This is a genomic window from Sphaerisporangium sp. NPDC005288 (genome assembly GCF_040607475.1).
GTDB lineage: Bacteria > Actinomycetota > Actinomycetes > Streptosporangiales > Streptosporangiaceae > Sphaerisporangium > Sphaerisporangium rhizosphaerae.
Map to the genome: position 1 here is coordinate 1 of NZ_JBEXGT010000025.1, position 26661 is coordinate 26661.

A 26661-nucleotide genomic window follows, 5' to 3' on the forward strand; every position below is an offset into this window, starting at 1 on the left:
GCCTCATAGGCGTCATCGACACCCTGCGCGATGTCGGGCGACTGCGCCCCGATCGACACCGACACCCCGCACGAGGCACCGTCGAACCCCTTGTGCGAAGCGTCGTACCCGATCTCCAGGATCTTCTCCCGGATCAACCCCGGAATATCGACATACGTCTCAGTCGTCACCTCACCGGCGACATGGACCTGACCAGTCGTGATCATCGTCTCGACCGCGACCCGGCTCGTCGGATCGCCCTTGAGCATGGCGTCGAGGATGGCGTCGCTGATCTGGTCGGCGATCTTGTCCGGGTGACCCTCGGTGACCGACTCGGAAGTGAACAGGCGGCGGGACAACTCAGTGGCTCCTCATGCAGCGGCTGCTGACGTCGTTGGCTTGGGCGTGAGACGGCCGAAGCGCTCCGCCGAGTGTAGCCCTACCTGTAGCGGCGCCGCTCTACCGTCCTGGCATGTGGGCGTGGCCGACGCCGTTCACAGGTCGGGCAGCGGATCCTTCGGGAGGTCTCCCGGGGAGAACGCCTCGGCGTCCGCCGCCGCGACGACCGCGACGTATTCATCGTCGACCTCGAAAACCGTACCACCCAACTCGATCGTGGGACCGGCAGCGAATCGCACGGGGCCGAGGCGCGTCTGGCGCGGGTAGGTCGCCCACACCGCGGCGGGCTCGTACCTGCTGAACACCTTGGTGGCCAGCACGGTGATCGAACGGCCCGTCACCACGACCATGTAGTTGGCCACGCCGCCCGAGCGCACCAAAGTGACGGGGAAGACATAGTGAATGTCCTCGCCCGGCGGCAGCAGAGCGCGACAGCGTCCCCTGATGGCGGCGGTCACCGGCATGTCAAGACCTCCCGGTCCGGCATCCATCTGGAGTATCCGCCGGGAATCGCCCGCCATCAAGCGCCTTCGTCCCGGTTTGCGGTCAAGGTCAGAGATCTGTGGCTCCGAAGCGCCCGCATCGCCGCCCCGGCGATCAGCTCAGGCGGGGGACGACCAGGTCCCAGACGACGTCCGCCAGAACCTCCTTGGGAGCGCGAGGCACCTCGACGGGCTCGCCATCGGCCACCAGGACGACCGCCGCGTTGTCGGGGGTGCCGAAGGCCAGCCCCTCCCCCACCTGGTTGACGACCAGCAGGTCGCAGCCCTTGCGGGCGAGCTTGGCGCGGCCGTTGGCCAGCACGTCGTCGGTCTCCGCGGCGAAGCCGGCGATCACCTCGGGAGCGGGCTCGCCGCCCTGCCTGCGCCGCTCGCACAGCTCGGCCAGGATGTCGGGGTTCTCGGTCAGCCGGATCGGCTCGGGCCCCGCGGAGGTCTTCTTGATCTTGGATCCGCTGCGCTCGGCGGGACGGAAGTCGGCCACGGCCGCCGCCATGACCACCACGTCGGCGCGGGCGGCCGCCTCGAACACCGCCGCGCGCAGTTCCAGAGCGGACTCGACGCGCAGGACGGTGACCCCCGCCGGGTCGGGCAGGGCCACGTTCGCCGCGACCAGCGTCACCTCGGCCCCGCGCGCCACCGCCGTGCGGGCCAGGGCGTACCCCTGCAGGCCGGAGGAGCGGTTGCCGATGTAGCGGACCGGGTCGATGGCCTCGCGTGTGCCGCCGGCGGAGATCACCACGCGGCGACCGGCGAGGTCGCGCCCGCGCCCCGCCAGCACGAGCCGGCAGGCCTCGAAGATCTGCTCAGGGTCGGGAAGACGGCCGGGCCCGGTGTCGGCGCCGGTCAGCCGGCCCACCGCCGGCTCGATGACCAGCGAGCCGCGCTCGCGCAGCGTCGCGACATTGGCCCGGGTGGCGGGGTGCTCCCACATCTCGGTGTGCATGGCGGGGGCGAAGACCACCGGACATCGCGCGGTGAGCAGCGTGTTGGTGAGCAGGTCGCCGGCCAGGCCATGGGCCGCCCTGGCCAGGATGTCGGCGGTCGCCGGGGCGACCACCACCAGATCGGCGCCCTGGCCGATGCGGACGTGCGGCACCTCGTGGACCGACTCCCACACCTCACTGGTGACGGGGTTGCCGGACAGGGCCGCCCACGTGGGCTCGCCGACGAAGCGCAGCGCGTCGCGCGTGGGGACGACCCGGACGTCGTGCCCCGACTCGGTGAACAGCCGCAGCAGCTCGCACGCCTTGTACGCGGCGATGCCCGCGCCCACGCCGAGAACGACTCTCGGCCTGGCGCGGTCGTGGCTGGCCATCGTGGTCTCCGGGGCGGAGTGCTGTCGGGCTCGGGGTCGCCTCGGGAAGGTCTCAGCCCTCGATGGGCTCGGAGCTCAGCAGCCCCTCGGAGATCTCGCGCAGCGCGATGGACAGCGGCTTCTCCTGGGCGTGGGTCTCCACCAGGGGGCCGACGTACTCCAGCAGGCCCTCGCCGAGCTGGGAGTAGTAGGCGTTGATCTGGCGCGCCCGCTTCGCGCCCATGATGACCAGGCTGTACTTGCTGTCGACGACCTCAAGCAGCTGGTCGATCGGCGGGTTGGTGATGCCTTCGGCAACCGGGGCAGTGCCTGCCACGTCGTCGGCCTCTCAGTCGGAATTGGACTCGTATTCGAGTCTGCGGTCTTGGCCTCGGAGGATACCAGGCGGGAACGGCGGGGCCGACTCGCTCAGGCCGGGCCGATCGTCACTTCAGCAAGGCTACCAGCCGGCCGCACACATCCTTGACCGCCGTGTTGACCAGCGACAGGTCGAACTCCTTCTCGGCGGCCAGCTCGACGCGGCCCGCCGCCAGGCGGCGCTCGATGACGTCCTCGGGCTCGGTGCCGCGGCCGCGCAGGCGGCTCTCCAGCTCTTCCCAGCTCGGCGGGGCCAGGAAGACCAGCAGCGCCTCCGGCATCGACTCGCGCACCTGCCGCGCGCCCTGGAGGTCGATCTCCAGCAGCGTCGGCACGCCCTCGGCGAGCTTGCGCTCGACGGGCGCACGGGGCGTCCCGTACCGGTTGCCGGCGAACTCCGCCCATTCGAGCAGCTCGCCGCCGGCCACCATGCGGTCGAACTCGGCGCCGTCGACGAAGTAGTACTCGACGCCGTGGGTCTCACCGGGCCGGGGAGACCTGGTGGTCACCGAGACCGACAGCCACACCTCGGGGTGGGACCGCCGAAGCTCGGCGACGACCGTGGACTTGCCGACGCCCGACGGGCCGGACAGGACCGTGAGGCGCTTGCCCGTCGGTCCGGAGGAGACCATCGTCGCCTCCGGACTCCCGGATGGAGGCATGGAGTCACCGTCACGTGTCCCGTACCCCCCGAAAACGGGAGCCTTGTGGGCTCCGCCCTCTTCGGGCCAGGACGTACCGGTCACTACCACACCCCCGTAAATCATGTTCCGCGAACCGAGATCAGCTCTCGGCACCGCCGAACTCACGCTCCAGAGCGGCGCGCTGGTTGGCGCCGAGGCCCCGTACACGACGGGACTCGGCGATACCGAGCCGCTCCATGAGCTGCTTGGCGCGGACCTTGCCCACGCCGGGGAGCGACTCCAAAAGTGCCGACACCTTCATCTTGCCGATGACGTCGTCGGTCTGACCATCCTTCAGCACCTCAGCCAGAGAAACCGCGCCGTGCTTCAGCCGGTTCTTGACCTCGGCACGCTCCTTGCGGGCCTTGGCAGCCTTCTCCAGGGCTGCGGCGCGCTGCTCGGGGGTCAGGGGAGGAAGAGCCACGCCGGGTCACCTCGAATTTCTGTCGATGTACTCGGACGGGAGGGGAAACTAGCTGGTCTTGGGCTCGCAAGCAACGTCAAGGCCAGTTTCTCCCCACAAGAAATTCATTTCATCACCCAGCGTGTTCGCCTCATTGCCGTGCGTCGACAAAACCGGCCTGTACTGGCCCCTCGCGGGCTAGTCCTCCCACGCGGCGGGAAACCCAGCGGGCTAGTCCATTCGGCACCACAAAGATCATCCTTTCCGCCATCCTCCGCCCTCCGGACTCGCCGCGAGCGACTCCACCAGACCGCCCAAACAGCCCACTCAGGCCGCCCCCAGAGACCCCACAAGCCCGCCGAGCACAGCGAGTCCACCGACCCGACACAACACCCGTCTCAAGGTCACCCAGGCCCCGTCAAACCATCCCAACGGCTCGGCCACAAGACCCGCTCGCGCCGCCTCAAAGGCGCCCCGAGCCCGCCGAGCGGAGCGAGGCCAAGCAAACGCTGCTCGGGGCGCGGCGGTGTCCTGAGGAGGAGGGAGGGTGAGGAACGAGCCCGGACGACGACGAAGGACGCCGCCTCAAGGGCGCCCCGAGCCCGCCGAGCGGAGCGAGGCCAAACAAACACAGCCCGCCGCCTCAAGGGCGCCCCGAGCCCGCCGAGCGAGCACAGCTCAACCCGAGAGGACGCGCCGGAGGGCCGCGGCGATGCCGGCGGCGGCGGCGCCGGGGTCGGGCGAGCCGGTGATGGGCCGTCCGATCACCAGCAGGTCGGCCCCGTCGGCGATGGCCTGCTCGGGGGTGGCTACCCTGGCCTGGTCCTGGGTGTCGGAACCGGCGGGCCGCACGCCCGGGGTGATGAGCGTAATGCCGGGCCCGACCTCCGCGCGGACGGCGGCCACCTCGCGCGGGGAGCACACGAGGGCCTGGGCGCCCGCTCCGACGGCCTCTACGGCCAGACGGCGCACGGCGTCGCTCGCCGGGCCCCTGACCCCCAGGCGCACCAGATCGGCCTCTGACAGCGATGTCAGGGCCGTCACGGCGGCGATGACGGTGTTGGGGAGGGCGTCGACGGCGGCGCGGATCATGGTGCCGCCTCCGGCCGCGTGGACGGTGAGGATGTGCGGCTTGAGGCGCGTGACGGCCTTGGCCGCTCCGGCGACGGTGTTCGGGATGTCGTGGAGCTTCAGGTCCAGGAAGATCTGGACGCCGGAGGCGCCGCGCACGGAGGCGATCACGTCGGGTCCGTAGCGCAGGTAGAGTTCGAGGCCGACCTTCACGGTGCTCACGTGCGGCGTCACCAGGGCCGCCCAGCGGGCCGCCGTCTCCAGATCAGGTGCGTCCAGGGCGACGGCGATGGGTGCGGACGTCAAAGTGAGCTCTCCTCCAGGTCGATACGGTGCCGGGGCCCTGCCCCGGGCGGTCGGTGCGCGAGGCCGACGGCGTCGGCGAGGCGCTCGAAGCCGCGCTCCTTGAGCAGGTCTTCCAGCTCCCGCAGAATCCGCAGGCAAGCGTAGGGGTCGTGGAACAGTGCGGTGCCCACCGAGACGACGCAGGCGCCGGCCAGGATGAGCTCCAGGGCGTCCCTGCCGGTCATGACGCCGCCCATGCCGACGATGGGCACGCCGGGCAGCGCGGCGTGCACCTGCCACAGGCAGCGCACGGCCAGCGGCCGGATGGCGGGCCCCGAGAGCCCTCCGGTGCCGGCGGCGAGCGAGGGGCGCATGGTGTCGACGTCGATGCTCATGCCGAGCGGGGTGTTGATCATGGCGAGGGCGTCGGCGCCGCCGTCCACGCAGGCGCGGGCGACGGCGACGATGTCGGCCACGTCCGGGGCGAGCTTGGCCACGACGGGGACGTCGTAGCGCATGGTGGCGCGCACCGAGGCGAGCACCTCGGCGGAGGCGGCGGGGTCGCGGGCGAAGACCCGGCCGAGGTCCTCGACGTTGGGGCACGACAGGTTGACCTCGACGGCGGCCACGCCGGGCGCGTCGGCGAGCCTGCGCGCGAGCGCGGTGTACTCGGCGATGCTGCCGCCGGCGATGGACACCACGGCCCTGGCCCCGCGCTCGACCAGCCGGGGAAGCTCGCGCTCGAGGAAGACCTCCACGCCGGGCCCCTGGAGCCCCACGGCGTTCAGCATGCCGGAGGGCGTCTCGGCCATGCGGGGGGTGGGCCGCCCGGCCCTTGGCGCCATGGTGATCGAGCGGGTGACCACCGCGCCGAGGCGGGCGAGGTCGAAGAACTGGGAGAGCTCGGCGCCGGAGGCGGCGCACCCGGCGGCCGTGGTGATCGGGTTGGCCAGTTCGACGTGCGCCAGGTACGTCCGCATGTCAACTGACATTTCGGGTGTGGGCACCTCCCTCCTGGGCTCGTCCCCCGGGGGCTCCGAGGGCGTCGAACGGGATCGTGCCGATGTCCTCGAACCGCACGCGCTCGCCGCGGAAGACCGGGCCCTCGACGCACGACCGCACCATGCGGGTCACCCCGTCCTCCCCGATGACCGGGATCACGCACGTCATGCAGACGCCGTACCCGCAGGCCATCGCCTCCTCCACGCTGACCTGCACGGGAATGTCGAACTCGACCGCGACGGCGGTCACCCCGCGCAGCATGGCCATCGGCCCGCTGGCGTACACCACGTCGGCCCGCGCGTCGGCGATCACCGAGGGCAGCGCGTCGGTCACCCGGCCGCGCAGGCCGAGGGAGCCGTCCTCGGTGGTGAGCGTCGTGGTCTCCCCCATGCGCCGGGCGCGCAGCGCGCCGAACACCCGGTCGGCCGAGGCGGCGCCGAGCACGAAGTCGACCCGGCAGCCGCGCTGCTGCAGGGTGTCGGCCAGTGCGAACAGCGACGCCGAGCCGTACTCTCCGCCGACCAGCACGCACGCGCACGGGTCGCGCGGCACGGGGAAGGGCCGGCCGAGCGGCCCGACCAGGTCCAGGGTGTCCCTGGCCTTGCGCTCGGCCAGCCACGCGGTGCCCCGCCCGCGCACGGCGAACACCAGCTCGACGGTGCCGCCGTAGTCGGGCTTGACGTCGTGCACGGAGAAGGCCCGGCGCGTCGGCATGGAGGTGTGCGGGCCGCCGACGGCCACGGAGACGAAGTGCCCGGGACGGAAGCGCTCGGCGATGCCCGGCGCGACGACGGTCAGGGCGTGGTAGGCGTCCACGCGGCGCGTCGTCAGCACCGTGCCGGTCACCTGCACCGGAGTAACGGCCGTCTCCTCCACCTCCCGCCGGGCGTCAGCCCCTCAGCCGCTGGGCGTGCTCCTGGAGCGACCGTACGCCCACCGACCCGGCGGCGATCGCCTGGATGCCCTGGACGGCCGCGCCGAGCCCCTGCACCGTGGTGACGCACGGGATGCCCCGCAGGACGGCCGCCGTGCGGATGTCGTAGCCGTCCAGGCGCGGCCCCGACTGCCCGGGGCTGCCGAAGGGGGTGTTCACGATGAGGTCCACCTCGCCGTCCAGGATGCGGGTCACGATGGTGGGCTCACCGTCCGTGCCGATGCCGTCGCTCTGCTTTCGCACGATCTTGGCATGGACGCCGTTGCGGCGCAGCACCTCGGCGGTGCCCTCTGTGGCCAGGATCTCGAACCCCAGGTCGGCCAGGGCCTTCACCGGGAAGATCATCGCCCGCTTGTCGCGGTTGGCGACCGAGACGAACGCCCGCCCCTTGGTCGGCAGCGACCCGTAGGAGGCCGACTGCGACTTGGCGTAGGCGGTGCCGAACACCTCGTCGATGCCCATGACCTCGCCTGTGGAGCGCATCTCGGGCCCGAGGATGATGTCGACGCCGTGGAAGCGGTTGAAGGGCAGCACGGCCTCCTTGACCGCGATGGGGGCGTCCAGCGGGAGCGTCCCGCCGTCGCCTTCGGCGGGCAGCATGCCCTGGCCGCGCAGCGCGGCGATGGTCTCGCCCATCATCACCCGCGCGGCGGCCTTGGCCAGCGGCACGGCGGTCGCCTTGGACACGAACGGCACCGTGCGGCTCGCCCGCGGGTTGGCCTCAAGGACGTACAGGATGTTGGCCGACATGGCGTACTGGACGTTCAGCAGCCCGCGCACGCCGACGCCGCGCGCGATGGCCTCGGTGGCGGCGCGGATGCGCTTGATGTCGAACCCGCCCAGGGTGATCGGCGGCAGCGCGCACGCCGAGTCGCCGGAGTGGATGCCGGCCTCCTCGATGTGCTCCATGACGCCGCCCAGGTAGAGCTCCTCGCCGTCGAACAGGGCGTCCACGTCGATCTCGATGGCCTCGTCGAGGAACTTGTCGACCAGCACCGGGTGGTCGCTGGCGGCGCCGGCCCGCTCCATGTACGCGCTCAGGGTGGCCTCGTCGTAGACGATGGCCATGCCCGCGCCGCCCAGGACGTAGGACGGGCGCACCAGGACGGGGTAGCCGATCTCGCCGGCGATGGCCCGCGCCTCCTCGACGGTGACCGCGGTGCCGTGCTTGGGCGCGGGCAGGCCCGCCTCGGCCAGCACCCGCCCGAACGCCCCGCGCTCCTCGGCCAGGTGGATGGACTCGGGGCTGGTGCCGACGACCGGCACCCCGGCGTCCTTGAGCGCCTGCGCCAGCCCGAGCGGGGTCTGCCCGCCGAGCTGGACGATCACCCCGGCGACCGGGCCGGCCTGCTGCTCGGCGTGCACGACCTCAAGGACGTCCTCCAGCGTGAGCGGCTCGAAGTACAGCCGGTCGGAGGTGTCGTAGTCGGTCGAGACGGTCTCGGGGTTGCAGTTGACCATCACGGTCTCGTACCCCGCCTTCGACAGCTCGAACGAGGCGTGGACGCAGGCGTAGTCGAACTCGATGCCCTGGCCGATGCGGTTGGGGCCGCTGCCCAGGATGATGACCTTGGGCCGGTCGCCGCCGGGGACCTCGTTCTCCTCGTCGTAGGTCGAGTAGAGGTAGGGGGTCTTGGCGGCGAACTCGGCGGCGCAGGTGTCGACGGTGTTGTACACCGGCCGCACGCCGAGGCCGTGGCGCAGCGCGCGCACCTCGGGCTCTGCCATGCCGCGGATCTCGGCGATCTGCGCGTCGCTGAAGCCGTGCCGCTTGGCGCGGGTGAGGGCGGCGGCGGTCGGCTCGCCGCGGCCGAGCTCGCGGGCCTCCTCGTCGATGAGATAGAGCTGGTCCAGGAACCACGGGTCGACGCTGGTGGCCTCGTACAGCTCCGTAAGGGTCGCCCCGGCCCTGATCGCCTGCTGCATGGTGCGCAGCCGCCCGTCGTGCGGCTTGCGGCAGGCGGCGAGCAGTTCGTCCTTCTCTCCGGGGTCGCCCGTCCAGGAGAAGGACGAGCCCTTCTTCTCCAGTGACCTGAGGGCCTTCTGGAGCGCCTCGGGGAAGGACCGGCCGATGGCCATGGCCTCGCCGACCGACTTCATGTGGGTGGTGAGGGTCTGGTCGGCCCCGGCGAACTTCTCGAAGGCGAAGCGCGGCACCTTGACCACGACGTAGTCCAGGGAGGGCTCGAAGGAGGCCGGCGTCTCGCGGGTGATGTCGTTCGGAATCTGGTCCAGGGTGTAGCCGACGGCGAGCTTGGCGGCGATCTTGGCGATCGGGAAGCCGGTCGCCTTGGAGGCCAGGGCGCTGGACCGCGACACGCGCGGGTTCATCTCGATGACGATCATGCGCCCGGTGCGCGGGTCCACGGCGAACTGGATGTTGCAGCCGCCGGTGTCGACGCCGACCTCGCGGATCACCGCGATGGCGACGTCGCGCATGTTCTGGTACTCGCGGTCGGTGAGGGTCATGGCCGGGGCCACCGTGACGCTGTCGCCGGTGTGCACGCCCATCGGGTCGATGTTCTCGATGGAGCACACGATGACGACGTTGTCGGCCCGGTCGCGCATGACCTCCAGCTCGTACTCCTTCCAGCCGAGGATGGACTCCTCGAGGAGCACCTCGGTGGTCGGCGAGGCGTCCAGGCCGGCGCCGGCGATGCGGCGCAGGTCGGCCTCGTCGTAGGCGAACCCCGAGCCGGCGCCGCCCATGGTGAAGCTCGGCCGCACCACGACGGGGTAGCCGAGCCCGGCGGCGGCGTCCAGGCACTCCTGCAGGGTGTGGCAGATCGCCGAGCGCGCCGACTCGGCGTTCAGGCCGTGCTCGGCGGCGACCCTGGCGACGATCTGCTTGAACAGCTCGCGGTTCTCCCCGGCCTGGATGGCGTCGATGTCGGCGCCGATGAGCTCGACGTCGTAGCGCTCGAGCACCCCGGCCTCGTGCAGCGCGACGGCCGTGTTGAGCGCGGTCTGCCCGCCCAGGGTGGGCAGCAGCGCGTCGGGGCGCTCCTTGGCGATGATCTGCTCGACGATCTCGGGGGTGATCGGCTCGACGTAGGTGGCGTCGGCGAACTCGGGATCGGTCATGATCGTCGCGGGGTTGCTGTTGACGAGGATCACCCGGTAGCCCTCGGCCCGCAGTACCCGGCACGCCTGGGTGCCCGAGTAGTCGAACTCGCAGGCCTGCCCGATCACGATGGGGCCGGAGCCGATCACCATGATCGACGAGATGTCGGTGCGCTTAGCCACGCGTGCCACCCTCCTTGGTGCCCGGGCGCGCCATCAGGGCGCAGAACTCGTCGAACAGGCCGGCGGCGTCGTGCGGGCCCGCCGCGGCCTCGGGGTGGTACTGGACGCTGAAGGCCGGGTAGTCGAGCAGGCGCAGCCCTTCCACGCAGCCGTCGTTGAGGTTCACATGGCTGACCTCGGCGCGGCCGTAGGGGGTCTCGAAGGGCCCGTCGAGGGGCGCCTGGACGGCGAAGCCGTGGTTGTGCGCCGAGATGTCCACCTTGCCGGTGCGGCGGTCCTGGACGGGCTGGTTGACGCCCCGATGCCCGTACCGCAGCTTGTAGGTGCCAAGGCCCAGGGCGCGGCCGAGGATCTGGTTGCCGAAGCAGATGCCGAACACCGGCCGGCCGGCCTCCATGACGCCGGTGAGCGCCTCGACGGCGTAGCCGGCCGTCTCGGGGTCGCCCGGCCCGTTGGACAGGAAGACGCCGTCGGGGTCCAGGGCGAGGATGTCGGCGGCCGTGGCGCTCGCCGGGAGCACGTGGACCTCGCACCCGCGCTCGGCCATGCGGTGGGGGGTCATCGCCTTGATGCCGAGGTCGACGGCGGCCACCGTGAACCGCTTGGCGCCGTGGGCGGGCACGACGTACGGCTCGGCGGTGGAGACCTCCTTGGCCAGGTCGGCGCCCACCATCGAAGGGCTGCCCTTGACCCGCTCGACCAGCTCCTCCACGGGCGCCGAGGGCGCGGTGAACACCCCGGCGCGCATGGCGCCGCGCTCGCGCAGGTGGCGGGTGAGCGCGCGCGTGCCCGGCATGGCGATGCCGACGACGCCCTGCCGGCGCAGCTCTTCGTCCAGCGAGCGCTTGGAGCGCCAGTTGGAGGCGACGCGCGCCGGCTCGCGCACGACGTACCCGGCGACCCAGACGCGGGAGGACTCCGGGTCCTCGTCGTTGACGCCGGTGTTGCCGATGTGCGGGGCGGTCATCGCCACGATCTGCCGGTGGTAAGAGGGGTCGGTGAGGGTCTCCTGGTAGCCGGTCATGCCGGTGGAGAACACCATCTCGCCGAATGTCTCCCCCTCGGCGCCGTACGGCGTGCCGTGGAAGACCCGGCCGTCCTCCAGCACGAGGACGGCCGTGCCGGTGGTCGCGAGCGTCACGTGAGCTTCCCTTCGAGAACGGTGGGGCGGCCGCGCAGGAACGTGGCGACCACCCGCCCCGGCAGGGTCATGCCCTGGTAGGGGGTGTTGCGGCTCTTGGAGGCGAACCCGCCCGGGTCCACGGCCCAGCGGACCGACGGGTCGAACAGGGTGAGGTGGGCGGGCGTGCCGGGCCTCAGCGGGCCGCCCTGGCCGTCCAGCCGCCCGATGCGGGCGGGCCGCGCGGACATGCGGTCGGCGACGCCCGCCCAGTCGAGCAGGCCGGTCTCGACCATGGCCTCCTGGACCACCGACAGGGCGGTCTCCAGGCCGATCATGCCCATGGCCGCGGCCGGCCACTCGGTCTCCTTGTCCTCGACCGGGTGGGGGGCGTGGTCGGTGGCCACGCAGTCGATGGTGCCGTCGGCGAGCGCCTCGCGCAGCGCCTCCACGTCGGCCCTGGTGCGCAGCGGCGGGTTGACCTTGTAGATCGGGTTGTAGGCGCCGTTGGGCGAGTCCTCGGCGCAGGCGTCGGTGAGCAGCAGGTGGTGCGGGGTGACCTCGGCGGTGACGTCCCAGCCCTTGGACTTCGCCCAGCGGATGATCTCCACAGACCCGGCCGTCGAGACGTGGCAGATGTGCAGCCGGGAGCCGACGTGCGCGGCCAGAAGGCAGTCGCGGGCGATGATGGCCTCCTCGGCGACCGCCGGCCAGCCGGTCAGGCCGAGGCGCCCCGAGATCGCGCCCTCGTTCATCTGCGCGCCCTCGGTGAGGCGCGGCTCCTGGGCGTGCTGGGCCACCACCCCGTCGAACGCCTTGACGTACTCGAGGGCCCGGCGCATCAGGACGGCGTCGGAGACGCACACCCCGTCGTCGGAGAAGACCCGCACCCGGGCCGCGCTGTCGGCCATCGCGCCGAGCTCGGCGAGCTGCTTGCCGGCCAGGCCCGAGGTGACCGCGCCGACCGGCTGGACGTCGCAGTGCCCGGCCTCCTGGCCGAGCCGGTAGACCTGCTCGACCACGCCGGCGGTGTCGGCGACCGGGGAGGTGTTGGCCATCGCGTGGACCGCGGTGTACCCGCCGAGCGCCGCGGCGGCGGTGCCGGACTCCACGGTCTCGGCGTCCTCGCGGCCCGGCTCGCGAAGGTGGGTGTGCAGGTCGACCAGGCCGGGCAGCGCGATCAGCCCGCCGGCGTCGAGATGCCCCGCGCCGGGGGCGTCCACCTCGCCGGGAGCACCGACGGCGGCGATGTAGCCGTCTTTGAGCAGGATGTCCTTCGGCTCGCCTCCGAGGACGCGGGCCCCCTTGAGAAGGTAGGTCACTGGTTTCCCCCGATCGCGGGCTCCGAGCCGGACAGAAGCAGGTACAGGACGGCCATGCGCACGGTCACGCCGTTGGTGACCTGCTCGACGATGGTGGAGCGCGCGGAGTCGGCGACCTCGGCGGCGATCTCCATGCCGCGGTTCATCGGCCCGGGGTGCATGACGATCGCGCCGTCGGGCATGCGGCCGAGGCGCTCGGGGTCCAGGCCGTACCGGCGGCTGTACTCGCGGGCCGAGGGGAAGTAGGAGGCGTTCATCCGCTCGTGCTGGACGCGCAGCATCATGACCGCGTCGGACTTGGGCAGCACCGCGTCGAAGTCGTAGGAGACCTCGCACGGCCACTCGCCCATCGCCACCGGCAGCAGCGTCGGCGGCGCGACCAGCGTCACCTCGGCGCCCAGAGTGTGCAGCAGGTGGACGTTGGAGCGGGCGACCCGGCTGTGCAGCACGTCGCCGACGATGGTGACCCGTCGCCCGACCAGGTCGCCGAGGCGCCTGCGCATCGTGAAGGCGTCCAGCAGGGCCTGCGTCGGGTGCTCGTGCGTGCCGTCGCCGGCGTTGACCACGCTGCCGTCGACCCAGTTGGCCAGGCGGTGCGGGGCGCCCGAGGCGCCGTGGCGCACGACCACGGCGTCGGCGCCCATCGCCTGCAGGGTGAGCGCGGTGTCCTTCAGGCTCTCGCCCTTGGACACGCTGGACCCCTTCGCCGAGAAGTTGATCACGTCGGCGGACAGGCGCTTGGCGGCGGCCTCGAAGGAGATGCGGGTGCGGGTGGAGTCCTCGAAGAAGAGGTTCACCACCGTGCGGCCGCGCAGGGTCGGCAGCTTCTTGATCGAGCGGCCGGAGACCTGCGCGAGCTGCTCGGCGGTGTCGAGGATCAGCAGGGCGTCGTCGCGCGACAGGTCGGCGGTGGACAGCAGGTGGCGCATCATCGCCGGCCTCCTCTCGGGCAAGGGCGCGAGACGGGGACAGGGGTGGGGCGGCGCCTCATCGCTGGCCCCCTCTCAGCAGGACCGCGTCGCGCTGGTCGATCTCGGCGAGGCACACCCGGACGGTCTCGGCGCGGGAGGTGGGGAGGTTCTTGCCGACGTGGTCGGCGCGGATGGGCAGCTCGCGGTGGCCGCGGTCGACCAGCACCGCGAGGCGCACCGCCGTCGGGCGGCCGAGGTCGTTGAGCGCGTCCAGCGCGGCCCGCACGGTGCGGCCGGAGAACAGCACGTCGTCGACCAGGACCACGATGCGGCCGTCGACGCCCTCCTTGGGCAGGTCGGTGCGGCCGAGGGCGCGCGCGGGGCGCAGGCGCAGGTCGTCGCGGTACATGGTCACGTCGAGCGAGCCCGCCGCGACCGGGCGTCCCTCGACCTGCTCGATGCGGTCGGCGAGCCGGCGCGCCAGGAGGGTGCCCCTGGTCGGGATGCCGAGCAGCAGGAGATCGTCGGGGCCTTTGGCGCGCTCGAGGATCTCGTGGGCGATGCGGGTGAGGGCCCGGTTGATGTCGGGGGCCTCCAGGACGGCGCGCTCGCCGTCGACCGGACGGCCACCGCCGGGCGCCGGATCCCCGTCGACGCGGGGATCGTCGTCGCGCGCCTGATTTCGGGCGGCGTTCATGAGGGTCACCACCTTTCCCGCCTCACAGGACGGGTCTTAAAGGACTTGGCGTGCCCCACGTTAGCAGCCCCCCGCCGGACGCTCGGAACGGGTGGCCACCTTCACGAGCTGGGCGGATACCCTCGAGGCCGGACGGCGCGGCCTTCCCGCCGCCCGGCCGGCCGGGCCGGCGATCCCTGCCTCCGGCCGGCCGGACGCATGCCCCGGGCGGGCGGATGCGGCGGGGGTGGCGCTTGGGACCGAGCGGAGGAGTGCCGAACCGGACAGGATTCGGCATCTTTTTTCCAATCAGCTTGACCAATCACGTCCACACCTTTACCGTCACTGTGCGTAACCACACCTCGCGACGTTCTCGGGTAAACCACGACGTGTCGGTCACCGATGGTGCCTCCCCGGGTGCCACCCGATCGCCGTTGCATTCGTCGCAAGGCGCACAATAAGTGAGAACGTTCATAGAAAGCCGGGGGGCCAAACGATGCCGTCTGACTACGCCAAGTCGCTGGGCGCGAGGCTGCGCGCCATCCGCACCCAGCAGGGGCTATCACTGCATGGAGTCGAAGAGAAGTCTCGAGGCAGGTGGAAGGCCGTCGTCGTGGGCTCCTACGAGCGGGGTGACCGCGCCGTCACGGTGCAGAAACTCGCCGAATTGGCCGACTTCTACGGCGTCCCGGTCTCCGAGTTGCTCCCGGGCGGTTCCGCCCCGAGCCCGCTCGGCCCCACGCCGAAGCTTGTGATCGATCTTGAGCGGCTGGCGCAGTTGCCCAAGGAGAAGGCCGGGGCGCTCGCCCGCTACGCGGCCACCATCCAGAGCCAGCGTGGCGACTACAACGGCAAGGTGCTGTCCATCCGCCAGGAGGACCTGCGCTCCCTCGCGGTCATCTACGACAAGTCCCCCACCGAGCTCACCGAGGAGCTCATCACGTGGGGCGTGCTGGACGCCGAGGCACGCCGCGCGGTCGAGTCCTTCTGACCCTGCGGCCGAGGCCGCCACGCGGCGGCACCTCGCGGCCGCCGTGCGCCGAAGAGCCCGCGAGAGAGCATTCCGCTCCTCGCGGGCTCTTCGCGTCTCCACGGGCCCTTCACCCTGCACGGGTCCTTCACTCGGCACGGGCCCTTCGCGCTGGACGGGCCCTGGCCCTGCACAGGCCCTTCGCCCTGCACAGGCCCTTCGCCCTGCACAGGCCCTTCGCCCTGGACGGGCCCTTCGCACTGGACGCCCCCTTCGCCCTGCGGGCCCCTTCGCGCCGGCGGGCCGTCGGGGACGCCGTCCTGACGGGGCGCGATGTGGGGTCTCCCACATTCGCCGCCGCTTAATTGTCATCTCACATGACAAATTGTTAGCGTTGTGGCGTGCGACTGACGAAGTTCACCGATCTCGCCCTGCGGGTCACCATGCGCCTGGCGGTCGTGGAGCCGGGGGCCACCCTCACCACCGCGCAGGTGGCCGAGGCGATGTCGATCCCTTACACCCACACCGCCAAGGCCATCTCGCGCCTGCGGCATCTCGGGGTCGTGGACGCGCGGCGGGGTCGCGGCGGCGGCCTGGAACTGACCGCGTTCGGGCGGTCCGCGTCGCTGGGATGGCTGGTCCGCGAGCTGGAGGGCGAGGAGGAGGTCGTGGCGTGCGAGGGTGAATTCCCCTGCCCGCTACGGGCCGCCTGCCGGCTGCGCGGCGCCCTCCGCGACGCGCAGCGCGCGTTCTACGCCTCGCTCGACGCGCTGACCATAGGCGACCTGGTGACCTCGCCGACCGGGCCGGTCCTGCTGTCGCTCACCTGAAGCCGGCCGCCCGCACGGTGGCCGTCACGGCCGCGGTTGAATATGAAGATCATTTACCAATTAACTCTCCAGGAGGATTTGTGCTCTCCCTTGAATCGGCCGCGCACGTCCGTGCCACCCTGCCCGCGATCGGCGCCGCCATCGGCGACATCGCGGCGCGCTTCTACGACACGATGTTCGCCGACAACCCCGAGCTGCTGCGCGACCTGTTCAACCGGGGCAACCAGGCGAACGGCGAGCAGCGCGCCGCCCTGGCCGGGGCGCTGGCCGGCTACGCCGCCTCGCTGGTCGGCTCCGGCGCCGCCCCGGACGCCATGCTCGCCCGCATCGCCAACAAGCACGCGTCACTGGGCGTCACCGCCGACCAGTACGTCCTGGTGCACAAGTACCTCTTCGCCGCCATCGGCGACATCCTCGGCGAGGCGATCACGCCCGAGGTCGCGGCGGCCTGGGACGAGGTGTACTGGCTCATGGCCGGCACGCTCATCGCCCTGGAGGCGGTCCTCTACCGCGAGTCGGGCGAGGGGTGGCTGGAGGCGACGGTGATCGACCGGCGCCGCGAGACCCCGGAGGTCGTGTCCTTCACGCTGCGGCCGAAGGTCGCCAGGTCGTTTCGGCCGGGGCAGTACATCAGCGTCGCCGTCCCCCTTTCCGACGGGGCCCGGCAGATCCGGCAGTACAGCCTCTCGCGCGCGCCGGAGCGGGGCGACTGGCGCATCACCGTCAAGCGGGCGCGCGGCGACGGCGCCCCGGACGGCGAGGTCTCCGCCCTGCTCCACTCCGGCGTGCGCGCCGGAGACGTCCTGTCGGTCTCGGCGCCGTTCGGCGACCTCACCCTGCCGCACGGCGACGGCCCGCTGCTGCTGGCCTCGGCCGGAATCGGGATCACGCCCATGTTGTCCATGCTCGACCACCTCGCGGCCACAGGGTCGCGCCGCCGGGTCCTGGTGGCGCACGCCGACCGCACCCCGGCCCACCACGCCCACCGCGCGGAGCTGCTGGACCTGGTCGCCGCCCTGCCCGGCGCCACTCTGCACCGCTGGTACGAGCAGGAGTGCGGCTGTGCCCGGGACGACCGCACCGGCCATGCCGGTTACGCCGGCCATGCCGACCAGCCGGCCACCGCCCCCACAGGACGCACGACCGCCCAAGGCACCGCTCCGCGTGCGGGAGGCGCCGCCGGGTCCGCGGCGGCGCCGGCGATGATCGGCCGGGTGGATCTCACCGGCGTCGACCTGCCGGAGGGCGTGGTCGCCTGCCTGTGCGGGCCGATGCCGTTCATGCGGGAAGCGCGCTCGCAGTTGCTCGCGCGCGGAGTGCCGGCCTCCGACATCCACTACGAGGTCTTCGGGCCCGATCTGTGGCTGCCCCGCCCCTGAGTCAGGCGCGCAGCGAGCGGCGCACGGACGCCGGGGGCGACTCCCCGCACCACGCGGCCAGGGCGGCGCGCAGCCCCACCGCCCGGGCGCCGGGGTGCACCTTGTCGGCGGCCCACGCGATGTACCCGTCCGGCCGCACCAGCATCGCCGGACGCCTCCGCTCCTCGGGGGCGACGCGGTCCACCCGCCCGCCGGGCCGGACGGCCACCGACGCCGGGTCGTCCGGCGAGACGACCAGGACGAACCGCCCTCCCCGCAACGCCTCGTACAGCCTCCCGGGCTCACCTGCCAGCGGGATGTCCGGCGCCCGCCGCCCGGCCGGCCGAGGGACGCCCTCCGGGGGCGGGTAGGCGACGGCCAGGCCGGAGATGGCCATGGCCAGCCGGTCGTTGACCGGCCGCACGCCGCGAAGGACGGCCGGTAGGACCGCCCGGATCGCCCGGGTACGGCGGTTCGAGCCCAGTGCCAGGCTCAGCAGGGCGCCGCTGAACCGCAGGACCGCCCGCCCGACCGGGCGGCGCTCGGCGTCGTAGCCGTCGAGCAGCGTGGGCGAGGCCCATCCCTGCACCTCCGCCGCGAGCCGCCACGCCAGGTTCGCCGCGTCCTGAAGGCCGGTGTTCATGCCCTGACCGCCCGCCGGGGAGTGCACGTGCGCGGCGTCGCCCGCCAGCAGCACCCGGCCCACGCGGTAGCTCGGCACCTGCCGCTCGTCGCTGTGGAAGCGCGACAGCCAGCGCGCGTCGCCCATGCCGAAATCGCGGCCCGTGGCGCGGCGGACGACGTCCGCCACCTCCGCGAGCGTCACCGGCGCGTCGCCCGGAGGCCGCCGCCGGTCCCAGGCGATGACCCGGTACCACCCGTCCCCGTAGGAGGCGATGAAGGAGAAGCCCTCCTCGGTGGCGTGCAGCGCCAGCGGCCACGGCGGCGGCTCGGCCAGGCGGACGTCCGCCAGCATCACCGACCGGACGGCCGACCGTCCGGGGAAGGGCAGGCCGACCGCCTGCCGGACCGTGCTGCGCACACCGTCGGCGCCGACGGCGAAGCGGGCCCGCCACGTGCGCGCGGCGCCGTCGGCGCGCGTGTCGACCAGCACGCCCTGATCGTCCTGGCGCACCCCGACGACCTCGGCCCCCCGTACTATCTCGGCGCCGAGGCCGACGGCGCGGTCCTCCAGCACGTTCTCGGTGTTGTACTGCGGGGTGGACACCACGAACGGGAACCGCGAGGGCAGGCGGGACAGATCGAGACCCGGATCGTCGAACAGCCGCATTCTGCGGATCACCACGCCGCCGGCGATGAGCTCGTCGGCGACGCCGCGGGCGTCGAGCTGTTCCAGGGAGCGGGCGTGCAGGACGAACGCCCGGGAGAGGTTCGAGCCATGGGCCCCGCGTTCGAGGACCGTGCAGCCGACGCCTCTCGCGCACAGGTCACCGGCCAGCAGCAGCCCGGTCGGACCCGCGCCCACGACCACGACATCAGTGTCGAAAGGGCACCATCAGCGCCTCCAGGCGAATGCGTGGGGGGCGTTCGTGGCTCACCGCCCGGCCGGACGGCCACACGGGCGGCCACTTTCGACTGTACCCATCCCGCCCAGACCACCGCACAGGCGCCCACCCACGCCCGTACCCGCCAGGAGCCGCCCGGCTCTCACCGGATCCGGGACGCGGCCGTCCGGCGATGTGGGGCACCCGATCTCTCGCCGGGCACGGTGGCGGTCAGCCTGCCAAGGGGGCCTTCACGGGGAGGGCGGACTGGCCGGGGAGGCCCAGGATGTCTTCGACGACGCCGACGAAGGTGTCGGCCTCGGTGATCAGTTCGTCGGCGTCGCGCGCCGACACGACGCGGATCATGCCGGCCTCGGCGGCCGCCCGCTTGCGGGCGCTCTCGGCGAAGTACGCCGCCCAGCGGGCGAGCCTGGGCTCGGCCTCGGGCAGCAGCTCCCACGCGCTGCGCAGCCGGCGCCTGCGGCCGTCCATCGGCCGGGGCAGCGCCGCGAGGATCGCGGCCGCCGCGCGCAGCGCCGCGAGATGGGCCGAGACGTAACGCTCGGCGGGAGTGCGGGCCGCCGCGGCGTCCGCAAGGCAGGAATGCGCGTCGGTGAGGTGCGCGCGCACCGTCTGTGAAACCCGGGGACCTTCTCCGGACTCTCGAGTCATGCCACCCTCCTCGGGGTCATGGCTCCGGCGGTGACCGCCGGTGATAACACGGTCGCAGACGCCACCGACAATTCCGGTGGTCCGCTGGTCATGGTCACGGACGCTCGCTTCCTCGCTCCCTCGCCGTGGCACGCCGGACGTGCCGCGGGTGCCGCGCTTCCTGTGCCAGCCCTCCGCTCGTGATCGCCCGACGTTCCGGTGCTCGGACGGCCCCCCACCGGCCTGGTGTGCCGGCGGCCGTCCGCCCGGCCGCGGCGCCTCCCCTGGGTGCCGCCGCCGATGTGGTGATGTCGGCGCCCCATGGACGTGGCGCCCGCTCGGGCCGGACGAGGAGCTTCCCCTCTCCCCGTCCGGCCGTTTCGGTTCGCGTGGAGGGGCCGCCGCGGACGGCACCTCCAGCCGGTTGGTGGGGGTGGGCCGCGAGTCCCACCCCCACTGTGTCGAACATAAATTCGATGACGCGCTATGTCAAGCATCTCACGAACACAAGTTCGATCATGTGGTCAACCAGCGGTTCGAACACGAGGCCGGAGCCGGACCGCGCTCCGGCCGTGCCCCCGGTCCGGCGGCCCCCACAACGCGGGCCCTGTGGTGATCGCGGAAACGGACCTCCTTCAGCCGGAACCCGGGTCCGACATGGTCGCGGCCCGGTCGAGGCGGTCGCGGACCTCGCGCAGCACCGGGACCAGCTCCGGCGGATCGAGCACCTCGAATTCGAACCCCTTCACCGCCACGTGCACCGCCAGCTCGCGCAGCGAGTTCGATCCCGCCGTGAACAGGCAGGTGCGCGCGTCCACGGCCTCCAGCCGTCCAGCGCCGGGCGACGTGCGCGGCGCCACCGCCTCCAGCGGGGCGTGGAAGAGGACGCGGGCCTGGTAGGTGTACGGCGCCGAGGTGATGGCGTGCCGGACGTAGGCGGCCGCGTCCTCCTCGGGCGGCGTGCGCGGCATGAACCGCGCCCCCGGCGGCCCGAGCGGCTCCTCGATCCGGTCGACCCGGAAGGTACGCCAGTCCCCCTTGGCCACGTCCCACGCGACCAGGTACCACCGGCGCGGGGTGTGCACCAGCCGGTGCGGCTCGACCTCGCGCGCGGTGACGCCCTCGCGCCCCCGGTAGCGCAGCCGCACCCCGCGCCGGTCGCGGCACGCGGCGGCGATCGCGGTCAGCAGATCGGCGCCGACCTCCGGACCGGCCGCCCCGGGCAGCGCCACGGTCGCCGCGCGGAACGCCTCCACCCGGTGCCGCAGCCGGGAGGGCAGGAGCTGCTGGAGCTTGACCAGCGCCCGCACCGCGGCCTCCTCCAGGCCGGCGACGCTGCCCGTCGCGGCCGTACGCAGGCTGATCGCCACCGCCACGGCCTCCTCGTCGTCGAGCAGCAGCGGCGGCAACGCGGCCCCCACGCCGAGCCGGTACCCGCCGGCCACCCCCGAGGTGGCGTCCACCGGATAGCCCAGCTCACGCAGCCGTTCGACGTCCCGCCGCACGGTACGCAGGCCGACCTCCAGCCGGCCCGCGAGTTCGGCGCCGGTCCAGTCCGTACGTGCCTGCAGGAGCGACAGCAGGCGCAGCAGCCGCGCGGAGGTTTCCAACATGGGCACCATTGTGGCCACCATTGGTGCCTGAACCTGACACCAATGGCCAATACCGTGACCGGCATGACGAACGAGATCCAGCCTTACCGCGTCCAGATCCCGCAGGCCGACCTCGACGACCTGCACGAACGGTTGCGCCGTACCCGCTGGGCGCCCGAACTGCCCGGAACCGGATGGGAGCGCGGCGTGCCGACCCGCTACCTGCGGGAGCTCGCCACCTACTGGGCCGACGGCTTCGAATGGCGCGCCCAGGAGGCGGCGCTCAACGCGTACCCGCAGTTCACCACCACCGTGGACGGCGCGCGGGTGCACTTCCTGCACGTACGCTCCCCCGAGCCCGACGCCACCCCGCTCCTGTTGCTGCACGGCTGGCCCGGCTCGGTCGTCGAGTTCCTCGACCTCATCGGCCCGCTCACCGACCCCGCGGCCCACGGCGGCGAGGCCGCCGACGCCTTCCACCTGGTGATCCCGTCGCTGCCGGGGTACGGCTTCTCCGGCACGCTGCCCGGCACCGGCTGGACGGACGGCCGAACCGCCGCGGCGCTGGCGGAGCTGATGTCCAGGCTCGGCTACGACCGGTACGGCGTGCAGGGCGGCGACGTCAGCGCGTTCATCGCCCCGCTGGTGGGACGTGCCGCGCCGGACAGTGTCATCGGCGTGCACGTCAACGGCCTGCTCACGTTCCCCGGCGGCGACCCGGCGATCATGGGTTCGCTGACCGAGGCGGAACGTGCGCGGCTGGCCGGGATGAAGGACTGGCAGGCGAAGCTGGGCGCGTACATGCAGGTTCAGGGCACCCGCCCGCAGACGGTCGCGGCCGCGCTACACGACTCCCCCACCGGTCAGCTCGCCTGGATCGTGGAGAAGTTCAAGGACTGGACGGACCCGGCCGCCGAGCTCCCCGAGGACGCGGTGGACCGGGACCGGATCCTCACCGACGTGAGCATCTACTGGTTCACCGGCACCGCGGGCTCGGCGGCGCACACCTACTACGAGCGGTTCAACGACTTCACCATGTGGGCGCCGAAGGAGCGCGGGACGGTGCCGACCGCGGTCGCGGTGTTCCCCACGGACTTCTCGGTCCGCCCGCTGGCCGACCAGGCGCACAACGTGGTGCGCTGGTCGCAGTTCGAGCGGGGCGGCCACTTCGCGGCCCTGGAGACCCCCGACCTGGTGATCGCCGACCTCCGGGCGTTCTTCCGGAGCCTGGGCTGACCGGACGGCGTTCAGCGCTGGAAGCGGCCCCTGACGTGGACGGGGACGCCGGCGCCGAGCAGGCCGGGGAGGATCTGGGCGACGTGCATCGGCAGGCGCACGCACCCGTGGGAGGCCGGGTAGAGGGGGACCGACAGCGCGCCGTGCAGGGCGATGCCGCCGTTGAAGAAGATCGGGTTGTAGAGCTGCCCGAGGTAGGACGTGTGCCACCCGGACGCGCGCCAGGTGGTCTTGAAGTCTCCCGTGGGGGTGCGGGCGCTGCCGCAGAACCGCTGCGTCTTGCCCTGCCAGGTGGCCGTCTCGCAGTAGGGGATGCCGCTGCCGGAGGAGACGTGGGTGATCAGCCGCACCTGGCCGCCGCGGTACAGGACGGCGACCTGCCGGGTGAGGTCGATCTCCACGCGGTCGGGCTTGCCGTTCGGGATCAGCACGCGGGGCGCCCGGGGGCTTTCCAGCGCCCGCCAGGTGCGGGCGGTGATCGTGCTGGTGGGCTTGATGCCCTGGACCTTCTGGAAGGCCCACACCGCGGACTGGGTGGTGCCGCCGTACCTGGCGTCGATCTTGCCGGGGACGTAGCCGAGCTCGCTCAGGCGGTTCTGCAGTTCCTTGACCGCCGCGCCCTTGGCGCCGAGCCTCAGCGTGCGGTGGGGCGCCGCGAAGGCCCTGACCGCGCCGGCGGCACCCGCGCGGACCACGCCGGTGACGCCCGGCACCGCGCCCGTGACCGCGCCGGGGACACCCGCCTGCGTCGTCGTGGCGGTGAGCGCCGTGAGCGCCGCGCGCGGGGGTGTCGCGCCGGCGGCCGCCCACGCGCCCGGCATCCCGCCGCCCGAGACCAGCACGGCGCCCGCGGTCAGCACCGCCGCGACCGTGAGCCGCCTCCCAGCCGTCATGTCAGGACTCCCCTCCGTCAGCACCACGTCCGGTTCACGGGACCCTAGCGCATCGATCATGCCCGACCCCGTACGGTCACAGAGATGTAATCGATCGCCGACGCCGGTCAACCTGTTTAGAGTGTCCGCGTGCCCGAAAAGTTGCATCCGAGCGTCACCAAGGTGACCGACGCCCTCCGCGAGGCCGGCGCCACCGGCGAGGTCGTCGTCCTGACCGATCCGGCGCCGACGGCCGCCGCGGCCGCCGCCCAGCTGGGGTGCGAGGTCGGGGCCATCGCCAACAGCCTGGTCTTCGACGCCGACGGCGAGCCGCTGCTGGTGCTCACCAGCGGCGCCCACCGGGTGGACACCGCCCTGATCGCCGGCCTGGTCGGCGCGGCGAAGGTGAAGCGCGCCACGCCCGACTTCGTGAAGGCCGCCACCGGCCAGGCGATCGGCGGGGTCGCCCCTGTGGGCCACCCCGCGCCGATCCGCACGCTGGTCGACACCTGGCTCGCCAAGCACGAGGTCGTGTGGGCCGCGGCCGGCCACGTGCACACGGTCTTCCCCACGACCTACGACGAGCTGCTGCGCATGACCGGAGGCGCGCCGACCGAGGTCGAGTGACCTCGGCGCGGCCGATCGCCGTGCTGCTAATGTGCGAGAAGTGATCGAACTGCGACACGCCGGTCCGCAGGAGTTCGCCGCCTCGCTGGACACCGTGATCGACATCTACACGGTGGCGATGCGCCCGCCGGGCGACCAGCTCTCGGGCCGGCAGAGCATCATGCGCAACCACGCGACCTACCCCGACTTCACCTGCCTGCTGGCCGAGACCACCGACGGCCGCGTCGTCGGCTTCGGGTACGGCTTCCACGGCTCGCCCGGGCAGTGGTGGCACGACGTGGTGCGCCGCGCCCTGGAAGAGCGCGAGGGGCCGGCGCGGGCCGCGGCGTGGTTCGAGAACGCGCTGGAGATCGCCGAGATCCACGTGCGCCCCGAGTACCAGGGCAAGGGCGTCGGCCGCCGGCTGGTCCACGGCCTGTGCGCGGGCCGCGGCGAGCGCACCGCGGTGATGTCCACCCACGACCAGCCCACGGCCGCGCGGCATCTCTACCGGCGGCTGGGCTTCATCGACCTGATCGGCATGTACGTCTTCCCGGGCGGCTACGAGCGGTACGCCATCGTCGGCAGCACGCTGCCGCTGCGCCCGATCACCTGACCCCGTCGCCCGGGCCAGGCCAGGTCAGGTCAGGGACGGCAGACGCAGGGTGAAGCACGCGCCGCCGCAGGCGGTCTCGCGGACCTCGAGACCTCCCCGGTGGGCCACGGCGATCTCGCGCGCGATGGCCAGGCCGAGTCCTGCGCCTCCCTGGTCCCGGCCGCGGGCGCTGTCGGTGCGCCTGAACTGCTCGAAGATCCGTTCCCTGTCCGCCTTAGCGACACCCTTGCCGTCGTCGATGACCACCAGTTCGGCGTGAGCTCCGTCGTGGTGGACCTCGACCCGTACGCCGTGGGTCGCGTGCCGCTGGGCGTTGTCCAGCAGACCGTTGATGACGCGGACGATCTGGAGGGGGGCGACCCTGACGATGACGCCGGGCGTCAGCCGCGGCCGGACCGGAAGGCGATCGGACCGGCGCTGGAGGACGCGGCGGACCAGGTCGGACAGGTCGACGTCTTCGTATTGCTCGGTCCTGCCCGACCGCACGCTCGCCAAAGCCAGCAGATCGTCCACGATCGACTCCAGGCGGTCGACGCTTCTCAGCGCCCGTATGACGAGCTCGTGGAAATCGGTCTGCTCAGGATGCATGAGAGCTTCCTCGAGTTCCACCCGCAGGCCGGCCACCGGCGTCCGGAGCTCGTGCGAGGCGTCGGCGACGAACTGACGTCGCCATGCCTGCGCGGCCTGCCAGGCCGCCGTAGCGCTGAGCGGCGATGGGTCATCAGAGGACCGGACGCCGTCCCTGGCGTGATCGGCCACGCACCTCCTGTGAGATCCGGACCTGTCAGGAACCATCTCGTGCTTCTCCTCTCCCGAGCTCTGCGACATCCGCCGGGCCGTACGCTTCGTGTGCGGCCCGCCTCAGCGGAGGGGATCGAGGTCGGCCAGCGCGGCGGGCTGCTTGCCGGTGGTGATCTGCTCGGCCAGCAGCCTGCCCGTGATCGGGCCGTGGGCCAGGCCCCACATGCCGTGGCCTCCCGCCACGTAGACGGTGGGAGCCGCCGTCGCGCCGATGAGCGGCCGTCCGTCCGGGGTGACGGGGCGGGGCCCCACCCAGGCGTCGGTGCGCTCCTCCCAGTGCACGCCCCGCAGGAGCGGCCTGGCGGAGGCGATGATGGCCTCCAGCCGGGCGGGCACCGGCGGGGCGTCCGGGTCGCGGAACTCCATGGTGCCCGCCACCCGGAGCCCGTCGCGGTACGGGGTGCACGCCACCCGCTCCCCGGGCAGGTAGATGGGGCCGGGGACAGGATGGTCGACCGGGACGGTGAAGGAGTACCCGCGGCCGGCCCGCACCGGGACGCGCACACCCCACTGCCGGGCCAGACGGGGCAGCCAGGCGCCGGTGGCCAGCACCACGGCGTCGGCGGACAGCACGGTGCCCGTGGCCGAGCGGACGGTCGTCTTCCGGGCGTCGGTGCGCACCTCGTCGACCTCGGCGGCGTACATGGTCGCGCCGCGTCGCACGACGGCCTCTCCCAGGGCCTGCACGAACGCGCCCGGGTCGAGGTAGCGCTGGCCGTCGATTCGCACCCCCGCCGTCAGCGCCCCGCCGGCGAGGGGGACGTGCTCGGCCAGCCGGCCGCCGTCCAGCACGGTGTGCTCGACCCGCTGCCCCGCCGCCTCCAGCCTGCGCAGCTCGCGCAGCAGGCTCTCGGCCTGACGTGGCGTGCGGAACGCCGCGGTGATCGGCGCCGCGATGACCGGGGCGGACACGCCGTTGGCGGCGAGCACCTCGTAGGCCTCGACGCATTCGTCGTTGAGCGGCAGGCCGGCGCGCGCGGCGCGGGTCCACGACCGCCAGCGGCTGTTGGCCGCGAAGCGGGCAAGGAAAGTCCACAGGCCCGGATCGAGGCTCGCGGGCACGTGCAGCGGCGCGGCCGGGTTCAGCAGCGAGCGCAGGCCGTAGCGCAGGACGGCGGGTTCGTTGAGCGGGACGGCCAGGCCCGGCGCGATCCAGCCGGCGTTGCCCCAGGACGCGCCGGCCGCCACGCCGCCGCGGTCGATCACGTCGACCTGGACGCCGCGCTCCTGCAGGAACCACGCGGTCGACAGACCCACGATGCCCGCGCCCACCACGATCACCGATCGCGTTCCGTTGCCCCCCATGCCGACCTCCAACTCGCGCGAATGCCGATGTCACAGCCAGGATGGCCCGGGCGGCGGCCCGCGGCGTTGTGGGCGGGCGACAATCGCGGCGCCGCCGTTGTGGACCCGGCACA

The 26661-nt window shown here is 72.6% G+C and carries 26 protein-coding genes; 6 read left to right on the plus strand and 20 right to left on the minus strand.

Going from position 1 to position 26661, the window contains the following annotated elements; all coding sequences use genetic code 11:
• The 14 genes from ABZU32_RS23180 to pyrR form a co-directional block, all read right to left on the minus strand.
• Nucleotides 1-338: S-adenosylmethionine synthetase N-terminal domain-containing protein (locus ABZU32_RS23180; protein ID WP_354924955.1), on the minus strand; the 338-nt coding region annotated here is incomplete at its 3' end.
• A 135-nt stretch (nt 339-473) separates the two neighbouring features.
• Entirely contained in the window at nt 474-842 is a 369-nt protein-coding gene (locus ABZU32_RS23185; RefSeq protein WP_354843190.1) for a hypothetical protein, read from the minus strand.
• Between the two features lie 133 nt (nt 843-975).
• Nucleotides 976-2196 carry a bifunctional phosphopantothenoylcysteine decarboxylase/phosphopantothenate--cysteine ligase CoaBC gene (coaBC, locus tag ABZU32_RS23190; protein WP_354924957.1) on the minus strand — a complete coding sequence of 407 codons (1221 nt, stop codon included), beginning with the start codon at nt 2194-2196 and terminating at the stop codon, nt 976-978.
• 52 nt (nt 2197-2248) lie between these two features.
• Nucleotides 2249-2512 (minus strand): DNA-directed RNA polymerase subunit omega, encoded by a 264-nt coding sequence (gene rpoZ / locus ABZU32_RS23195; protein ID WP_189166350.1) that lies wholly within the window; start codon nt 2510-2512, stop codon nt 2249-2251.
• Between the two features lie 109 nt (nt 2513-2621).
• Nucleotides 2622-3185: a guanylate kinase gene (gene gmk / locus ABZU32_RS23200; protein WP_354843860.1), complete on the minus strand. Its 564-nt coding sequence runs from the start codon at nt 3183-3185 to the stop codon at nt 2622-2624.
• Nucleotides 3186-3336: 151 nt separating this feature from the next.
• Nucleotides 3337-3660, minus strand: a complete 324-nt coding sequence (gene mihF, locus ABZU32_RS23205; RefSeq protein WP_114031276.1) for an integration host factor, actinobacterial type — start codon at nt 3658-3660, stop codon at nt 3337-3339.
• A gap of 657 nt (nt 3661-4317) precedes the next feature.
• The gene (gene pyrF, locus ABZU32_RS23210) at nt 4318-5016 is read right to left on the minus strand and encodes an orotidine-5'-phosphate decarboxylase (protein WP_354843198.1); all 699 of its coding nucleotides are present in this window, start codon (nt 5014-5016) and stop codon (nt 4318-4320) included.
• Entirely contained in the window at nt 5013-5987 is a 975-nt protein-coding gene (locus ABZU32_RS23215; protein ID WP_354843201.1) for a dihydroorotate dehydrogenase, read from the minus strand. Before ABZU32_RS23215 ends, pyrF begins: the two co-directional genes overlap by 4 nt.
• Nucleotides 5977-6873, minus strand: a complete 897-nt coding sequence (locus ABZU32_RS23220) for a dihydroorotate dehydrogenase electron transfer subunit (RefSeq protein WP_354924959.1) — start codon at nt 6871-6873, stop codon at nt 5977-5979. Before ABZU32_RS23220 ends, ABZU32_RS23215 begins: the two co-directional genes overlap by 11 nt.
• A gap of 13 nt (nt 6874-6886) precedes the next feature.
• On the minus strand, nt 6887-10177 hold the full coding sequence (gene carB, locus ABZU32_RS23225) for a carbamoyl-phosphate synthase large subunit (RefSeq protein WP_354924961.1): 3291 nt from the start codon (nt 10175-10177) through the stop codon (nt 6887-6889).
• Nucleotides 10170-11318 carry a glutamine-hydrolyzing carbamoyl-phosphate synthase small subunit gene (carA, locus tag ABZU32_RS23230; protein ID WP_354924964.1) on the minus strand — a complete coding sequence of 383 codons (1149 nt, stop codon included), beginning with the start codon at nt 11316-11318 and terminating at the stop codon, nt 10170-10172. Before carA ends, carB begins: the two co-directional genes overlap by 8 nt.
• Nucleotides 11315-12619, minus strand: a complete 1305-nt coding sequence (locus tag ABZU32_RS23235; RefSeq protein WP_354924966.1) for a dihydroorotase — start codon at nt 12617-12619, stop codon at nt 11315-11317. Before ABZU32_RS23235 ends, carA begins: the two co-directional genes overlap by 4 nt.
• Nucleotides 12616-13548, minus strand: coding sequence for an aspartate carbamoyltransferase catalytic subunit (locus tag ABZU32_RS23240; protein ID WP_354925107.1), 933 nt, complete (start codon nt 13546-13548; stop codon nt 12616-12618). Before ABZU32_RS23240 ends, ABZU32_RS23235 begins: the two co-directional genes overlap by 4 nt.
• A gap of 58 nt (nt 13549-13606) precedes the next feature.
• Nucleotides 13607-14227, minus strand: coding sequence for a bifunctional pyr operon transcriptional regulator/uracil phosphoribosyltransferase PyrR (gene pyrR, locus ABZU32_RS23245; RefSeq protein ID WP_354924967.1), 621 nt, complete (start codon nt 14225-14227; stop codon nt 13607-13609).
• A 475-nt stretch (nt 14228-14702) separates the two neighbouring features.
• Here pyrR and ABZU32_RS23250 point away from each other — a divergent pair, with 475 nt between their 5' ends.
• From ABZU32_RS23250 to ABZU32_RS23260, 3 genes are all read left to right on the plus strand, one after another.
• Nucleotides 14703-15197, plus strand: coding sequence for a transcriptional regulator (locus ABZU32_RS23250; protein ID WP_279783368.1), 495 nt, complete (start codon nt 14703-14705; stop codon nt 15195-15197).
• A 380-nt stretch (nt 15198-15577) separates the two neighbouring features.
• Nucleotides 15578-16006 (plus strand): Rrf2 family transcriptional regulator, encoded by a 429-nt coding sequence (locus ABZU32_RS23255; RefSeq protein WP_354924969.1) that lies wholly within the window; start codon nt 15578-15580, stop codon nt 16004-16006.
• Between the two features lie 80 nt (nt 16007-16086).
• Entirely contained in the window at nt 16087-17385 is a 1299-nt protein-coding gene (locus tag ABZU32_RS23260) for a globin domain-containing protein (RefSeq protein WP_354924971.1), read from the plus strand.
• Nucleotide 17386: 1 nt separating this feature from the next.
• Here the strand turns inward: ABZU32_RS23260 and ABZU32_RS23265 are convergent, their stop codons facing one another.
• The 3 genes from ABZU32_RS23265 to ABZU32_RS23275 form a co-directional block, all read right to left on the minus strand.
• Nucleotides 17387-18856, minus strand: coding sequence for an FAD-dependent monooxygenase (locus ABZU32_RS23265; RefSeq protein ID WP_354924973.1), 1470 nt, complete (start codon nt 18854-18856; stop codon nt 17387-17389).
• Between the two features lie 244 nt (nt 18857-19100).
• Nucleotides 19101-19541: an SAV_6107 family HEPN domain-containing protein gene (locus ABZU32_RS23270; protein WP_354924975.1), complete on the minus strand. Its 441-nt coding sequence runs from the start codon at nt 19539-19541 to the stop codon at nt 19101-19103.
• A 614-nt stretch (nt 19542-20155) separates the two neighbouring features.
• A complete protein-coding gene (locus ABZU32_RS23275; RefSeq protein ID WP_354924977.1) occupies nt 20156-21133 on the minus strand; it encodes a YafY family protein in 978 nt (325 codons plus the stop codon).
• A gap of 63 nt (nt 21134-21196) precedes the next feature.
• Here ABZU32_RS23275 and ABZU32_RS23280 point away from each other — a divergent pair, with 63 nt between their 5' ends.
• Entirely contained in the window at nt 21197-22348 is a 1152-nt protein-coding gene (locus tag ABZU32_RS23280) for an epoxide hydrolase family protein (RefSeq protein ID WP_354924979.1), read from the plus strand.
• A gap of 11 nt (nt 22349-22359) precedes the next feature.
• Here the strand turns inward: ABZU32_RS23280 and ABZU32_RS23285 are convergent, their stop codons facing one another.
• Nucleotides 22360-23241 (minus strand): L,D-transpeptidase family protein, encoded by an 882-nt coding sequence (locus tag ABZU32_RS23285; protein ID WP_354924981.1) that lies wholly within the window; start codon nt 23239-23241, stop codon nt 22360-22362.
• A 129-nt stretch (nt 23242-23370) separates the two neighbouring features.
• On the opposite strand from ABZU32_RS23285, the gene ABZU32_RS23290 reads away from it, so the two are divergent.
• Both ABZU32_RS23290 and ABZU32_RS23295 read left to right on the plus strand, forming a co-directional pair.
• Nucleotides 23371-23847: a YbaK/EbsC family protein gene (locus ABZU32_RS23290; RefSeq protein ID WP_354924983.1), complete on the plus strand. Its 477-nt coding sequence runs from the start codon at nt 23371-23373 to the stop codon at nt 23845-23847.
• 40 nt (nt 23848-23887) lie between these two features.
• Nucleotides 23888-24442, plus strand: a complete 555-nt coding sequence (locus ABZU32_RS23295; protein ID WP_354843240.1) for a GNAT family N-acetyltransferase — start codon at nt 23888-23890, stop codon at nt 24440-24442.
• Nucleotides 24443-24466: 24 nt separating this feature from the next.
• Here ABZU32_RS23295 and ABZU32_RS23300 read toward each other — a convergent pair whose 3' ends face one another.
• Nucleotides 24467-25201 (minus strand): HAMP domain-containing sensor histidine kinase, encoded by a 735-nt coding sequence (locus ABZU32_RS23300; protein WP_354924984.1) that lies wholly within the window; start codon nt 25199-25201, stop codon nt 24467-24469.
• Nucleotides 25202-25303: 102 nt separating this feature from the next.
• Nucleotides 25304-26548: an FAD-dependent oxidoreductase gene (locus ABZU32_RS23305; protein WP_354924986.1), complete on the minus strand. Its 1245-nt coding sequence runs from the start codon at nt 26546-26548 to the stop codon at nt 25304-25306.
• Nucleotides 26549-26661: the final 113 nt, after the last annotated feature.